This is a genomic window from Yersinia artesiana (assembly GCF_902726545.1).
In the GTDB taxonomy this organism is placed as follows: Bacteria; Pseudomonadota; Gammaproteobacteria; order Enterobacterales; family Enterobacteriaceae; genus Yersinia; species Yersinia artesiana.
Genome location: NZ_CACVAD010000003.1, coordinates 40,298 through 54,198, shown reverse-complemented (window position 1 = coordinate 54,198; position 13,901 = coordinate 40,298). Strand labels below are relative to the sequence as shown.

Below are 13,901 nucleotides of genomic sequence, written 5' to 3'. Positions count from 1 at the left end.
TCCCAATAAAAAAACAAATTAAGGTAAGAGATAAATAAACACTTACCTTAATTCTTAGAATAGATATCAAACTTTAGATTTAATATTATTGGTTGGCTGATAAAGTGCAATTTCCTCACCAACAATATACTTCTTCCGCAAAGTGGCTGAGACTTTATCCATAATCATAACAATAACCACCATGATTAATGTAATAAACATCACGACATCCCAATTCCACAAGCGCATGTTCTCAGCATAAACTAAGCCGATCCCTCCCGCCCCGACAAAACCTAATACTGCAGCCGAACGGGTATTAGATTCAATTTGGTAAAGACTTAAAGCTAAAAAAGTGGGGAAAGACTGAGTGAAAATACCAAAACGCTGTTTTTGCAAGGCATTGGCTCCCATCGCAGTTAAACCACGATTAGGCGATTTATCAACCGCCTCATGCCCTTCCGCATAAAGTTTACCGAGCAACCCCATATCTTGCATAATAATCGCCAGCACCCCAGCAAGTGGCCCCATACCCACAGCACGCACAAAAATCAGCCCCCAGATCGCCATATCAATGCCACGGAAAATATCCAGAAAACGGCGCACGACAAATGAAATAAGGCGTAAACCTGGTGTCGACATCACATTCCGCGCCGCCAGGAATGACAGGGGTAAAGCAATCAGTGTGGCAGTAAGCGTCCCTGAAAAAACAATGGCTAAGGTAATAAAAATCTGACCAAAATAATATCTAAATGGCCAATTAACAAAATCATGCCAAACAAACATACGCAAAAAATATCGACTTATTTGCTGGCTACCATTAACAAATGCCTGCCAGGGAATACCAAAGGTTTTGAAGAAAAAAAGGTAATATAAAAAAATAGCTACCCCAATGATAGTAACCCATCTGATATAGCGTTTTTGCTGTAAGAAAATCTGCGGATGCTGCTGTTTCAGTGTTGCTAGTTGCCCTGTGCTCAAATGGCCTGTCAGCATTATGAAACTCCTTCTACAACTCGCTTGCGTAATTTACCAGATGTGTAATCCAACAGTGAAACCACAATAATAATCAGCAATAGTGTCATACTCACCTGATCATAACGATCCAGTTTGATTGAGGTCATCAACTCCTGACCGATTCCCCCCGCGCCCACCAATCCTAAAATAGTCGATTGACGAAAATTAATTTCCAGCCGCATAAAGCTATAGGAAAGAAATATGGGTTTTACTTGCGGCCAAAGTGCAAAACGCATTCTCTGTAATTTACCGGCCCCACAAGCAGCGAGGCCACGAACAGGTTTATCCGATGCGGTTTCTAATGATTCGTAAAACAATTTGGTTAAGCTGCCAATAGTGTGTAAGGCCAGCGCCAAAAAACCGGGAATCGCCCCAATTCCAAAAGCCATGACAAACATCACTGCCCATGCTAATTCTGGCATCGTGCGTAAAAAAGCGACAAAAGTCCGGATAGATAATCTCAGCCATGAGGGGCTTTGAGTATTATTCGCCGCCAAGAAAGCAAAAATAATGGCAACCATTACCGATAAAATTGTCGAAGCTACTGCCAATTGCAGAGTTTCCCAGATTAGCGGTAACTGAATCGGCAGACGATAGCCCCAATAGGCCAACGAGCCTTCCGTATGACCATCCGCGAATAGTTTATGCCAATGGAGTACGGGGACAGTTTCAACCAGATAATCAAAAAAGTGCGGAATAGAAATAAAAATAGTATGTAAATTAAACTCAGCAATGCTTCCCGCACCAAGATAGATAATGACCAGTGCCAATGACCAAATCAATGTTTCACGTTTCTGTTTAACGCTAACCCGCTGATAGTAATGGTTAAAATCTGTATTCAAAATTAGCTACCACCTAAAAGCATTAGCTCCGGCAAAGCCAGAGCTAATAAATTTATATCCGCAGAGCCGACTTAACGGTCGCCTTTGGTTAATTCACGCTTCATATCAATAATTGTTTGATACTCGCTAAGTGATGTTTCACCAATATGCTGTTTACCGCCCATTGCTTTGATAAAGCAGGCGTGATCTTCTTTATCCAGTTTTTTAACCGCAGCCACGAGTTGTGCTTTAAATTCAGGAGGCAATGCACCACGGACTAAAATCGGGCCATTAGGAATAAGTGGAGATTCCCAGATGATACGGATCTGCTTCATTAAATCTGGGTGATCCATCCTAATCATGCGGGTGAATGCGCCGCTGGTATAGCCGGTATTGTAGTCACCTATCATTGATGCCCATGTTACTGCACCGTCAAATTGACCGTTAATAACACCCAGAATATCCTGCTCATGGCCGCCAGAGAATGTCACGCTAGAGAAGAAATTGTTATATTTGTTATCTGCTGTTCCGCCTAATTTCTGTTTAAAGATTTGATTAGGGATCAAGAAACCTGAAGTTGAGTCTGGATCAGCGAAACCAAATGCTTTGCCCTTTAAATCTTCAATTTTCTGATAAGGGCTATCGGCCTTGACGACTACAACTGAGTGATAACCGCGCGACTTGTCCGTATCATCAATAGCAATACCCACTATATCGACGGCTTTAGGATCTTTGATATAAACAGAAGCAAAAGAGGACGGAGACATACTTAATACCAGGTCAATCTTCCCACCAAGTAAGCCTTGAATCACCCCTGAATAGTCAGAAGCATTGTGCAAATTGGTTTTAACGTTTAATTCTTTATCCAAGAATTCTTTGACACACATATTATCGCCAATCTGCTGTGTTGCATTCTGTCCGCCCAGAATACCCAGATTAATTTCTTTTGGTGCATCCGCTGCTGTGGCATTAAATACCATCATACTTGCCAATAATGAGGTAAGACAAAATACTTTTTTCATTAAAATAACCTATTCTGATAATGGGATAAGTGGGAATTAATGCAAAAGTTCAGTTGATTCGTCGCTATATATATCCTGAATAATGGTGTCATTCAGCATAGAGGGGTGGCCGTCAAAAATAATTCGTCCATGAGCAATGCCAATGACTCTCGTACAATACTCTTTTACTAAATCGACAGAGTGTAAGTTAACGACGACTGCAATATCGTCTTCACTTATTTTCTGTAATGTATTCATAATGCGCGTGGTATTCTTGGGGTCTAAAGACGCGACGGGTTCGTCAGCTAATAATATTTTGGGGTTTTGCATCATCGCCCGGCAAATAGCCACCCGCTGCATTTGTCCACCCGAGAGGTTTTCTGCACGTTGCAAGGCATATGGCAGCATATTAAGCCATTGCAACAACTCGATTGCTCTGGCGCGATCTTGATCTGCAAAAATTTTAAAAAATGATTTTAGTGTGGAGGTGTAACTGAGGCGACCTAATAAAACATTAGTCATGACATCGAGGCGCGGAACCAAACAAAAATCTTGAAAAATCATGCCACATTTGGCTCGCCATTTTCGCATCTGCTTGGCTGTCAGGGTAGCAATATTCTGTGTCTCGCCATTATCATGATAATTAATTATTTCACCAGCACTGCTGGGAATAGTACCATTTAAAATATGCAACAATGTCGATTTACCAGCACCTGAACGGCCAATTATTGCGACAAACTCACCCGCGTGAAGCTCAAAATTAATATCATCCAGAACGCGATGCTGTGACTTATACGCCTTAACTAAGCCTTTAACAGCAAGTACCTTTTTACGCGATTCTGACACTGTAGCTGGATAATCCGCTACAGTGAATTTACGTAACGCCTGGCCCATGTCATGTCTCTCAGATTACCTGTAGTCATGAGCCATTAACGAACATTTCTATTGCATATTGATGATAGTTTTATGAGAGAAAGGTGACAAAACTTAGCCACCTTTCCTATATTTTTGAGTCTGAATTTCTTGATTAATGCTAGTGTTATCAACAAATAATATTTAAAATTACTGCAAAAACATTTAAATAGCTGCTAGCTTCTCAACTTTCGGTAGACAAATAGCACAACCAGCGAGCCGATAACCGCCACCACAAAGCTACCAATGTTAAATCCATCAACCTTGCCCATCCCAAAGAAAGTGCTGATATAGCCACCAACCAGCGCACCCACTACGCCGAGGATTATAGTCATAATAAAACCACCGCCATCCTCTCCTGGCATAATCCACTTAGCCAAAATACCGGCGATAAGACCAAAAATAATCCAAGATAGTATGCCCATAAGCACCTCCATAACATTAAAAATCACTGATAGCAGATTTGCTTATCTCACTCACTTACAAACTTAACATTACAACCTCAAACTGCTATCGTCATTGTTAAGTTAAGACCCGAATAACAAAATCTGCAAATCAAATCCGCCATATTCAGATGAAATTAAATAACAGATTCACGTGGTGAAAAAATATGGTTAACTCCCTGTTGTTGCAGTTTTTTCAGTAAATCATGACCACCATTCGAGATGCTATGAGCGAATTCTCTTTCACTGGCAAAAACCGGACTGGCCCAATATAGATTAACCGAGTCATCTTGCTGAAAGGGTAATATTAAGCTATCGGCATTATCATAAAGCTTGGATGATAAAATATAGCCTTCATACCCTTGAGGTGCGACTTCTGACTCTAGTGTATGCCCTTCCCCCAACCAGGTTATTTTGCCCCAAGGCACATGAGCAAAACCAGCCAGTGCGCTTGCCATATGAATAGCATTATCCTCATTAACAAATTGGCTATCAATCGCTATAGCCATTTCGAAACGCCGGTATTTAGTCGCATCGTCGTTGAATAATATTTCAACCCATGGCTGAGGGCGAATACTGACACCTAGCGTCAGAAAATAATATATTCCCTCTTTTTCGTGCTGTGAGATAGCCATCGGCGGCCACTTGCCTTGATCGATGGCATAATATTTCACCGCAGGGCCGAAATGTTGTTCATAGCACTGAATATATTCAGCCTGTAGCCCAGGCCATGGATTCCCTTCTTCCTGTTGCCAGGTTCGCCAAAATTGGCGTGTATTTTGAGCGCGAGCATATTGAGTATTGGTGGAAGCTGAACCCAGCGGTAATGTTAGTGGGTTGTCTTTAATACAGCTGGCAGAATAACAAACGGAGTGATCAATATATAAACTCCAACCGGGAATAATCGCCAGTAATTGCCCCTGATACCATAATGCTGCGCCATCATCACTTTCTGACCAGATAATTGAAATAAACTGCGCATCAAGTTCGGCCTCACCGGCTACATTACGGCAAAACTCGGCAGCTAATCGCGGCGCTAATCCTTGTTCAAGGGCAATATTATCAGCCGATATTGGCGCTGCGACCAGATTTCTCACCCAACAAGCGCGAACAGGGAAACTTTCTTCAAACGCCTCTTGTGGATAAATATAGAAATACACTACCCGCTGGTCTTGTTGCACCACGGCTACTAATGTCTGGTTTTCATTACTGACTTCGGCCAGTACCTCAGATTCTTTCATATCGCCTCAACTGAATCGGCAAAGGATTTCAGGCTAAATACGCTGTATTGCCTGTCGTAAAATAAGTCTATTAGCGAGATACGCATAATCTTATGCTAATAACTCTATACTGAATAATGTAAACATAAAAACAGAGTGATAGTGTAAAACGGCTTATCCCTTTAAATCATCAGCAAAAGTCTCAAAAACTCTCAGTATCAACATGAATATCTAGACACATATTTTTATAATTGATTCAATATCTTCCTGTAGAGACTGGCTCTAATGAGGGAGTATGACCTAAAGATTAATAGTCAATCGTAGATAGTCTGCCGCCTGCTTTCACGCTAAAATAGAACTATTATTTCTCACAGAATTGAAGGCTGATATGGCATATATACCGAAGAACTACGCGCGTTTGGAAAGTGGATATAGGGAAAAAGCGTTGAAGATTTATCCGTGGGTTTGCGGCAAATGTTCACGTGAATTCGTTTATTCCAACTTGCGCGAACTGACAGTTCACCATATCGACCATGATCACAGTAATAACCCCGAAGATGGCAGCAATTGGGAGATGTTATGCCTTTTTTGCCATGACCATGAACACTCCAAATATACCGAAGCAGATCTCTATGGTTCGACAGTGATTGCTGGCGATGATGCACAGAATGATCAGGGGGTTGCCACCCACAATCCATTCGCTAACTTAAAGTCTTTGATGAAAAAATAGAGCTATCTGGCCGTGACATCTGGAACGGCCAATATGACATCATGAGGGTTCTTCGTATACTCGTTAGAAACCAAATAGCTGTCGGTATGATCGACTTTCTTGTTGTTCTGCCAATAATCCTAATCTATCAGCTAAATCTCGGCACTCAGCCTTGAGATTGTCAAGAGCTGTGACATCATCAGTCATAATAGCTATTTCAGCAAAATCACCCAATCCTGCCAGGTTATCAACCGTCACATGAAATTTTCCAACAAAATAGATGCTGCGTCGTTTCTCCAATGTAAACGCAGGCTGATAGCCTAATGTTGACAACATACTCTGTACTTTATCGATATCTTCAATATTGGTTGCTTCGCAACGTTCTGTGCCCGGCCCTTTAACTATCCACAAACGAATACCCGATGGATTCATCTCTCGTAAAACCATACTTATTTGCTTAGCAGCTAAATCGCCGCTATTCGCTTCCAGATAGATATCTTTCTCATGATTATCGACGGTAAATGCGATTGCTTCATGCATGGCTAACTGTTTATGCAATTGCACGATATCCGATACCTGGAACTTCAACTCAACCTCATATTTACCAACAAAATGCTCACTCATAAAATGCCTTATTAATCCGTGCCATAATCCAATCCGATCCTATACTTCATAGTCTGATGGTCAAAAATTATTATTGTGGTACTCATCAAACTAACCCCCAGCATTAGCTATGCTAAGCCGCGAGCAGCACAAATGCCAATAACAATATAAGCGCTAATGACATGGGAAGTTTCACAAAATTAATAAAATAATAGGGATATGCTGGCATGAATCAATCTACTGATAAAAAAATTCAAACTCTGTTAGCTCGGTTGCAACATATTGTCGGCGCTCGCTACTTGTTGACTGGTGAACGCCAAACTGAACGCTACCGTACGGGTTTCCGCTCAGGGGCTGGTTCTGCCCTCGCTGTCGTATTTCCTTCTACCTTGTTGCAGCAATGGCAGTTATTACAAGCCTGCGTGGCGGCCGACACTATCGTTATCATGCAAGCAGCGAATACCGGGCTGACAGAGGGATCGACGCCTAGTGGAGATGATTACGACCGCCCTGTTGTTATATTGAATACATTGCGCCTCAATCAAATTCAGTTACTCAATGATGGTAAGCAGATTATTGGCTTTCCCGGTAGCACATTGAATCAACTGGAAAAACGTTTGAAACCCTATGACCGCGAACCCCATTCAGTCATTGGTTCTTCCTGCATCGGTGCTTCAGTTATCGGTGGCATTTGTAATAACTCAGGTGGCTCATTGGTTCAAAGAGGCCCTGCTTACACGGAAATGGCACTATTTGCGCAAATTGATGCACAAGGTGAGTTGCAATTAATTAATCATCTAGGAATTAATTTAGGTAATACACCAGAGGAGATTTTACAACGTTTAGAACAAGGTAAGTATCAGGCCAGCGATATTGATCAAGGGACACAACAAGCATCTGATCACGAATATGCTACGCGCGTGAGAGATATTGATGCGCCCACCCCATCCCGTTTTAATGCTGACCCAAGACGCCTATTTGAAGCGTCTGGATGCGCGGGTAAATTGGCTGTGTTTGCTGTTCGCCTGGATACATTCCCCAGTGAAAAACAGCAGCAAGTTTTTTATATCGGCACCAACCAGACTCAAGTATTAACAGAACTACGGCGTGCTATTTTACGTGACTTCAAACATTTACCTATTGCTGGTGAATACATGCATCGTGACATTTTTGATATTGCAGAGGTGTATGGCAAAGATACATTTGTCATGATCAACAGCATGGGTACCAATAATATGCCGCGTTTCTTCACCTTAAAAGGCAAAATTGATGCACGCCTGAATAAAGTTCCTTTCCTGGTCGACCATTTAACTGATCGGATCATGCAAGGTTTTAGCCAGGTACTTCCCAACCATTTACCAAAGCGACTTAAGAGTTATCGTAATAAATATGAGCATCACTTGCTGTTGAAAATGTCAGGAGAAGGAATTACTGAAGCTCAGCAATTTTTAAAGGAATTTTTTGTTACTGCGGAAGGTAACTTTATTACCTGTACTGCCGATGAAGGCAAAAAAGCTTTTTTGCATCGTTTTGCTGCGGCCGGTGCAGCCGTTCGTTATCACGCCGTGCATGCCGATAAAGTTGAAGATATTCTAGCGCTGGATATTGCTCTGCCACGTAATGAGGAGCAGTGGTTTGAAACTCTACCGCCTGAAATAGATCAATCTCTGGTCGCCAAACTCTATTATGGCCACTTTTTGTGCCATGTCTTTCATCAAGATTATATTGTAAAGAAAGGGGTCGATACGCACGCTTTAAAACAAAAAATGTTGGTTCTTCTGAATGATAAAGGGGCGGAATATCCAGCCGAACATAATGTCGGCCACCTCTATATTGCTAAGCCTGCATTGAAAGCGTTTTATCAGCAGATAGATCCAACCAACAGTTTTAACCCAGGGATTGGCAAAACATCGAAGTTTAAATATTGGCAGACCAAATAACTTTCTGGAAACGAATGTTGTATGCATCAAAATGAATTAAGCATTATCCGAATTCCTACAACATACCGCATGAAATCTGCCAGACAAACTATAGTCATAATCTCATACCAACTAAGGTTGGTATGACTGGCAAACGTTATTTTTTCATCTTGAGACTGGGAGAACGAATGAAAATAATACTGTGGATTATTGCAATCATTTTTATTGTAGGATTACTGACTATTACCGGCGTATTTAAACTAATTTTCTAATTTTATCAGTAATATAAGCGCCATTTATCAAATACCACAGGCAGAATTTGCCCGTTGCATGCAAACTCTGCCTCTCAATTGCCAATTGCTGTATTTATTCGGATACCTGAGCTAAGCGGCCTTGAGCATCTTTTTGCTGACGATAGCTTTTTGCAGCACCGGGGATGGGTGCAGCCTTACCCGTCTCTATCCAACTACGCAGGCGGTTTGCATCTGCAAAATGGGTATATTTACCAAAAGCATCCAAAACAACCAATGCAACAGGGCGATTACCAATAACGGTGCGCATTGCCAAACAGTGTCCCGCCTGATTGGTAAAGCCGGTTTTTGTTAGCTGGATATTCCATTTATCGTTATAAACCAAATGGTTAGTATTACGAAAAGGCAATGTGTAATTTGGCTCACGGAATGTTGCCATTTTCTCGGTTGTAGTGCTTAGCTGACCAATAAGTGGATATTGCTTGGTCGCTATCAATAATTTAGTCAGGTCGCGCGCCGTCGAAACATTATTAATCGAGAGACCGGTGGGTTCGACATAGCGCGTTTTGGTCATTCCTAGCGATTTAGCTTTTGCATTCATCGCCTTAATAAAGGCGTTATAACCGCCGGGATAATGATGAGCCAGACTTGCTGCGGCACGGTTTTCCGATGACATAAGCGCCAGCAACAACATATCTTTGCGGCTAATTTCACTGTTCACTCTAACCCGTGAAAATACGCCTTTCATTTCTTTGGTTTGATGGATATCGACTGAAATAATCTCATCAAGCGGTAATTTAGCATCTAATACCACCATGGCTGTCATTAGTTTGGTGATGGATGCGATCGGTACAACCTCATCTGCGTTATTGGCATAAATCACTTTATTCGTTTGTAAATCAACCACCATTGCGCTTCCTGATGCTAACTCAAGCGGGGCTTTACCTTTAACTTCACTGGCTCCACCACTCGCTATCGCGGCAGGAACAACACTGATACTGGTAGATAAAAGCAAGAAACTTAATAGTGCAAAACGGATTTTCACATGCATGTTCATCAGCTTAAATAGGTTGTCTGGAGCCATTGTGGTTGATCTGGCGCATTATAAATTACAGTAATGCCCTGCGCACCACACATTCTTAAAATGATTGTTACAAAGATTAAAACTGCCTAATCGCTGCTCAGAGGTAAACATTTACGCAAGTAAATACAGCCTACTTAAATATTAGTCTATAATGCCAACAGAAATATTTAGATAACCCAGATTAACAGGTGGTTATATGGGAACGACAATTTTTGGTATTCTTTTCGGCGTATTTTTAATCGCAGCTGGCTTAGCTGACATTCATGATGAAAATCTGGCATCGCTGACATTTTGGGTGGATGCTTTGCTGATTTTTGTTGGTGCAGTTTTCCTATTGGGCATTGCGAAGTTTATCAGTCGAAAGAGAAAGTAAGCGGATAAAAGTGAGATGTAAATATTATTTTATAACTAATCATTTGCATAAAATGGTCATAATGAGAAGGATCTTATTGATGAAAATCTTAGTTAATACATCTATATTATTTATATGTTCTACGGTAGGAATGGGGGCTACATCAGCCAATGAAATTGCTCTATGGCGCGAGCCTGCCCCTATTGTAAAAGAGGGAAAATATTACAGCCTGATTGTTGATCGCGGTGAACTACAAAAGGCCGTAAAGGATAGCAACAATGAGTATCTCTTTGCCGAAAAAGGAAATGCTATCAAGCCATTAGTATTAATCGGCACCCCCATTGAAGTTTCAGAATTTCTGATTAAAAACCAGACCCGCGGCATTGAAAATCATATTAAAGAACTACCGGATATTTATATGGGTATTACCAATTATGTGCCACGACAGCGATTTACTGGCTTATTTCCACTACATGATTTGTTGAGTAAATCGGTTGAACAAATATCAATATTTCTACCTGGCTCGGTGGTAACTGATGCCGCAGGTATCCCTGTAGATATCAAAGAAATGTATGACGTTATTCAAAAGCTAAAATATCAGGAAAAGGCGGAGGGTAAGCTACTTTACGTGAAATTCAGTTATCTTCCGGAAGAAGGAATGAAAAAAGTGGGTAGGAAAACGATCAGCTTCGGTAAAGTCCTTAAACAGATGCAGGATAAAAAACAATAAATTCACAAGGAAAATATGCCGTTGCCAATACCTTTAGCTTGTTTATAGGCAACGGTATTTAGTCATACCTATACTCGAATACGAGTAATAGCCAATGCAATCTCTTTTGAGGTTTTTAATGCGCGGATTTCGCTGAATAGATCCGTGGCTTCTGCATATTCTTTGCGTAAATAACCTAACCACTGTTTGATACGGGCAACATGGTATAACCCTGTGTCGCCCTGCTTTTCTAATTGCACATACTTTTGCAGCAGTTTGACCACTTCCGGCCAGGGCATACGCGGGTCGTTATACTTCACCACACGGCTCAAATTAGGCACATTCAGTGCGCCGCGACCTAACATCACAGCATCACAGCCCGTGACTTTCATACACTCTTGCGCACTCTGGTAATCCCAAATTTCGCCATTGGCAATCACAGGTATGGTCAGGCGCTGGCGAATTTCACCTATTGCCTGCCAGTTAATGCGTTCCGCTTGATAACCATCTTCTTTGGTGCGGCCATGTACCGCTAATTCCGTTGCGCCTGCTTGTTGCACCGCATCAGCAATTTCAAACTGGCGATCACCCGAATCCCAACCTAAACGAATCTTTACCGTTACGGGCAGATGGGCCGGTACAGCTTCACGCATTGCTTTCGCGCCCCGATAAATCAGCTCTGGATCTTTTAACAATGTGGCCCCGCCGCCACTGCCGTTCACCAATTTAGAGGGGCAGCCGCAGTTTAAATCCACACCGTAAGATCCCAATTCAACCGCGCGAGCGGCGTTTTCCGCCAGCCATTGCGGATATTGGCCTAACAATTGGATACGCACCAAAGTGCCAGATGAGGTTCGGCTCTGATGATGAAGTTCAGGGCAGAGGCGGTAGAATGATTTTGTAGGCAATAGTTGGTCGACCACCCGTAAGAACTCGGTGATACAAAGGTCGTAATCATTGACTTCACTAAGAAGCTCGCGCACCAGTGAGTCTAATACCCCTTCCATCGGTGCCAGTATTACCCGCATATCATTTATCCTACTTCCTTATTTCAACCACAGTATAACGGTAAAAAAGACCGGCAATGATACGGGGCAAGCCGGGGCTAAGACAAGGAATAACCCTGTAATGACATGGATTCAGATGAAAAAAAACCGCCTCCAAAGAAGCGGTTTTATCAGCGAATACGATTTAACTTATTCGCCTGGATTACGACTACGACCACGAGAAGACGGGCCTGCCGGGCGGCGTTGACCATCAGCCTGGCTACGTGGGCGGCTGGTGCGGCTATCGCCACGGCCTGCTGCTGCGCCACCATTTTGTGGGCGGCCTGCACTGCTACCACGGCCCATACCAGGACGTTGTGCTCCGCGACCTTGACGACCATTTTGAATCGGATCAGCTTTAATGCTCGGGTCCGGCTCATAGCCATCCAGCGCAATGCGTGGGATTTCACGTTTCAGTAAGCGCTCGATATCACGCAACAGTTTATGTTCATCAACACAAACTAAAGAAATCGCTTCACCAGTACGTTCTGCGCGGCCAGTACGACCAATGCGGTGCACGTAATCTTCCGGTACGTTTGGCAGTTCATAGTTAACCACATGAGGTAACTGATCGATATCCAAACCGCGAGCGGCGATATCAGTCGCAACCAGTACACGGATTTTGCCGTCTTTAAAATCAGCCAATGCACGAGTACGCGCGCCCTGACTCTTGTTACCGTGAATAGCGGCGGCAGTAATGCCGTCTTTATTCAATTGTTCAGCCAAATGGTTAGCGCCATGTTTGGTGCGGTTGAACACCAATACTTGCTGCCAGTTACCTTCGCCAATCATCTGAGATAACAGCTCGCGTTTGCGGTTTTTATCCACAAAATGAACGCTTTGTGCGATTTGTTCAGAAGCAGTGTTGCGACGCGCCACTTCAACAGAAGCGGGGTTATGCAACAGCTTGCTAGCCAAACCTTTAATCTCATCAGAGAAGGTGGCGGAGAACAGCAAGTTCTGGCGCTTGGCTGGCAGTTTTGCCAAAACACGACGGATATCGTGAATAAAGCCCATATCCAGCATGCGGTCGGCTTCGTCCAATACCAAAATCTCAATCTTGGACAAATCAACCGCGTTCTGATGTTCCAGATCCAGTAAACGGCCCGGGGTGGCGACCAAAATATCAACACCACCACGCAATTTCATCATCTGTGGGTTAATGCTAACGCCACCAAATACCACCAGCGAACGCAGCTTCAGGTATTTGCTGTAACTCTGGACGTTTTCGTCAATCTGCGCAGCCAGTTCGCGAGTCGGCGTCAAAATCAACGCACGCACCGGACGACGGCCTTTAATTGGCTGTTGGTTCTGACTTAGCAGTTGCAACAGTGGCAAGGTGAAACCAGCGGTTTTACCGGTACCGGTTTGGGCGCTGGCCATTAAATCACGGCCTTCCAGTACCACAGGGATTGCCTGACGTTGAATTGGCGTCGGCACAAGGTAGCCCTGCTCTTCAACAGCACGCAGGATGTCGGCGTTTAAACCGAGAGAATCAAATGACATATTACGAGAAGCTCCAGATCTCCCCAATCCCGGCGATATCGTCAGGTGCAGTTTCAAGGGAAGATTATCAGACGAGGCATGAATTGAGGCATTACCACGAGGATTGGCACAAACTGCAGTGCACCATTGCGGCTGATTATAACAGATGTTTAGCAGGAAAAGGGATATTTACGTGTTTCTTAAGATTTTTATTAACCCAAACATCAAGAAAATTGATTTATTTCTGGCGATTAACTCACTTCTGCTCACAAAAACAGAGCTAATTCCGGCCATAACTTTACATATTCGCAGCTACAGCCTAAAGTTAATCATATGATTGATTTATTATTTAG

Annotated in this window: 15 protein-coding genes; 5 read left to right on the top strand and 10 right to left on the bottom strand. The window is 42.8% G+C overall.

The features are described from left to right. Window positions 1-66: 66 nt before the first annotated feature. The 6 genes from phnE (HU019_RS01575) to HU019_RS01550 all read right to left on the bottom strand — a co-directional run bounded on the left by phnE (HU019_RS01575) (window position 67) and on the right by HU019_RS01550 (window position 5,411). Window positions 67-972 carry a phosphonate ABC transporter, permease protein PhnE gene (gene phnE / locus HU019_RS01575; protein ID WP_174848362.1) on the bottom strand — a complete coding sequence of 302 codons (906 nt, stop codon included), beginning with the start codon at window positions 970-972 and terminating at the stop codon, window positions 67-69. After that, a complete protein-coding gene (phnE, locus tag HU019_RS01570; RefSeq protein WP_174848361.1) occupies window positions 972-1,835 on the bottom strand; it encodes a phosphonate ABC transporter, permease protein PhnE in 864 nt (287 codons plus the stop codon). The genes phnE (HU019_RS01575) and phnE (HU019_RS01570) overlap by 1 nt, the downstream gene beginning before the upstream one ends. Before the next feature lie 71 nt (window positions 1,836-1,906). Next, window positions 1,907-2,836 (bottom strand): phosphonate ABC transporter substrate-binding protein, encoded by a 930-nt coding sequence (gene phnD / locus HU019_RS01565; RefSeq protein WP_174848360.1) that lies wholly within the window; start codon window positions 2,834-2,836, stop codon window positions 1,907-1,909. 36 nt (window positions 2,837-2,872) lie between these two features. After that, complete coding sequence (phnC, locus tag HU019_RS01560) at window positions 2,873-3,709, bottom strand: phosphonate ABC transporter ATP-binding protein (RefSeq protein WP_174848359.1); 837 nt, start codon at window positions 3,707-3,709, stop codon at window positions 2,873-2,875. Window positions 3,710-3,903: 194 nt separating this feature from the next. After that, the gene (locus HU019_RS01555; RefSeq protein WP_004709035.1) at window positions 3,904-4,152 is read right to left on the bottom strand and encodes a GlsB/YeaQ/YmgE family stress response membrane protein; all 249 of its coding nucleotides are present in this window, start codon (window positions 4,150-4,152) and stop codon (window positions 3,904-3,906) included. 155 nt (window positions 4,153-4,307) lie between these two features. After that, window positions 4,308-5,411 (bottom strand): suppressor of fused domain protein, encoded by a 1,104-nt coding sequence (locus tag HU019_RS01550; protein WP_174848358.1) that lies wholly within the window; start codon window positions 5,409-5,411, stop codon window positions 4,308-4,310. A gap of 367 nt (window positions 5,412-5,778) precedes the next feature. On the opposite strand from HU019_RS01550, the gene yajD reads away from it, so the two are divergent. Continuing rightward, the gene (yajD, locus tag HU019_RS01545) at window positions 5,779-6,120 is read left to right on the top strand and encodes an HNH nuclease YajD (RefSeq protein ID WP_025377708.1); all 342 of its coding nucleotides are present in this window, start codon (window positions 5,779-5,781) and stop codon (window positions 6,118-6,120) included. Window positions 6,121-6,183: 63 nt separating this feature from the next. Here yajD and cyaB read toward each other — a convergent pair whose 3' ends face one another. Next, on the bottom strand, window positions 6,184-6,723 hold the full coding sequence (gene cyaB, locus HU019_RS01540) for a class IV adenylate cyclase (RefSeq protein WP_174848357.1): 540 nt from the start codon (window positions 6,721-6,723) through the stop codon (window positions 6,184-6,186). Between the two features lie 206 nt (window positions 6,724-6,929). On the opposite strand from cyaB, the gene dld reads away from it, so the two are divergent. After that, window positions 6,930-8,642, top strand: a complete 1,713-nt coding sequence (dld, locus tag HU019_RS01535; RefSeq protein WP_174848356.1) for a D-lactate dehydrogenase — start codon at window positions 6,930-6,932, stop codon at window positions 8,640-8,642. Window positions 8,643-8,764: 122 nt separating this feature from the next. Beyond that, window positions 8,765-8,893 (top strand): small membrane protein YohP, encoded by a 129-nt coding sequence (locus HU019_RS20570; RefSeq protein WP_456243191.1) that lies wholly within the window; start codon window positions 8,765-8,767, stop codon window positions 8,891-8,893. 94 nt (window positions 8,894-8,987) lie between these two features. Here HU019_RS20570 and pbpG read toward each other — a convergent pair whose 3' ends face one another. Further along, a complete protein-coding gene (pbpG, locus tag HU019_RS01530) occupies window positions 8,988-9,923 on the bottom strand; it encodes a D-alanyl-D-alanine endopeptidase (protein WP_174848407.1) in 936 nt (311 codons plus the stop codon). A gap of 229 nt (window positions 9,924-10,152) precedes the next feature. Here pbpG and HU019_RS01525 point away from each other — a divergent pair, with 229 nt between their 5' ends. Together HU019_RS01525 and HU019_RS01520 are read left to right on the top strand one after the other, a co-directional pair. Beyond that, on the top strand, window positions 10,153-10,329 hold the full coding sequence (locus tag HU019_RS01525; RefSeq protein WP_174848355.1) for a hypothetical protein: 177 nt from the start codon (window positions 10,153-10,155) through the stop codon (window positions 10,327-10,329). Between the two features lie 79 nt (window positions 10,330-10,408). Continuing rightward, a complete protein-coding gene (locus HU019_RS01520) occupies window positions 10,409-11,038 on the top strand; it encodes a hypothetical protein (protein WP_174848354.1) in 630 nt (209 codons plus the stop codon). Between the two features lie 68 nt (window positions 11,039-11,106). Here the strand turns inward: HU019_RS01520 and dusC are convergent, their stop codons facing one another. Both dusC and rhlE read right to left on the bottom strand, forming a co-directional pair. Beyond that, window positions 11,107-12,045, bottom strand: coding sequence for a tRNA dihydrouridine(16) synthase DusC (gene dusC, locus HU019_RS01515; RefSeq protein WP_174848353.1), 939 nt, complete (start codon window positions 12,043-12,045; stop codon window positions 11,107-11,109). A 168-nt stretch (window positions 12,046-12,213) separates the two neighbouring features. Beyond that, window positions 12,214-13,569 carry an ATP-dependent RNA helicase RhlE gene (gene rhlE / locus HU019_RS01510; protein ID WP_174848352.1) on the bottom strand — a complete coding sequence of 452 codons (1,356 nt, stop codon included), beginning with the start codon at window positions 13,567-13,569 and terminating at the stop codon, window positions 12,214-12,216. Window positions 13,570-13,901 lie beyond the last annotated feature (332 nt).

Excerpts from the sequence above, each read along its gene's own strand:
- HU019_RS20570 (WP_456243191.1), top strand. The coding sequence starts at position 8,765 with ATGACTGGCAAACGTTATTTTTTCATCTTGAGACTGGGAGAACGAATG.
- cyaB (WP_174848357.1), bottom strand. The coding sequence starts at position 6,723 with ATGAGTGAGCATTTTGTTGGTAAATATGAGGTTGAGTTGAAGTTCCAG.
- HU019_RS01520 (WP_174848354.1), top strand. The coding sequence starts at position 10,409 with ATGAAAATCTTAGTTAATACATCTATATTATTTATATGTTCTACGGTA.
- phnE (WP_174848362.1), bottom strand. The coding sequence starts at position 972 with ATGCTGACAGGCCATTTGAGCACAGGGCAACTAGCAACACTGAAACAG.
- HU019_RS01555 (WP_004709035.1), bottom strand. The coding sequence starts at position 4,152 with ATGGGCATACTATCTTGGATTATTTTTGGTCTTATCGCCGGTATTTTG.
- pbpG (WP_174848407.1), bottom strand. The coding sequence starts at position 9,923 with ATGCATGTGAAAATCCGTTTTGCACTATTAAGTTTCTTGCTTTTATCT.
- yajD (WP_025377708.1), top strand. The coding sequence starts at position 5,779 with ATGGCATATATACCGAAGAACTACGCGCGTTTGGAAAGTGGATATAGG.
- rhlE (WP_174848352.1), bottom strand. The coding sequence starts at position 13,569 with ATGTCATTTGATTCTCTCGGTTTAAACGCCGACATCCTGCGTGCTGTT.
- phnC (WP_174848359.1), bottom strand. The coding sequence starts at position 3,709 with ATGGGCCAGGCGTTACGTAAATTCACTGTAGCGGATTATCCAGCTACA.
- HU019_RS01525 (WP_174848355.1), top strand. The coding sequence starts at position 10,153 with ATGGGAACGACAATTTTTGGTATTCTTTTCGGCGTATTTTTAATCGCA.
- dusC (WP_174848353.1), bottom strand. The coding sequence starts at position 12,045 with ATGCGGGTAATACTGGCACCGATGGAAGGGGTATTAGACTCACTGGTG.
- dld (WP_174848356.1), top strand. The coding sequence starts at position 6,930 with ATGAATCAATCTACTGATAAAAAAATTCAAACTCTGTTAGCTCGGTTG.
- phnD (WP_174848360.1), bottom strand. The coding sequence starts at position 2,836 with ATGAAAAAAGTATTTTGTCTTACCTCATTATTGGCAAGTATGATGGTA.
- HU019_RS01550 (WP_174848358.1), bottom strand. The coding sequence starts at position 5,411 with ATGAAAGAATCTGAGGTACTGGCCGAAGTCAGTAATGAAAACCAGACA.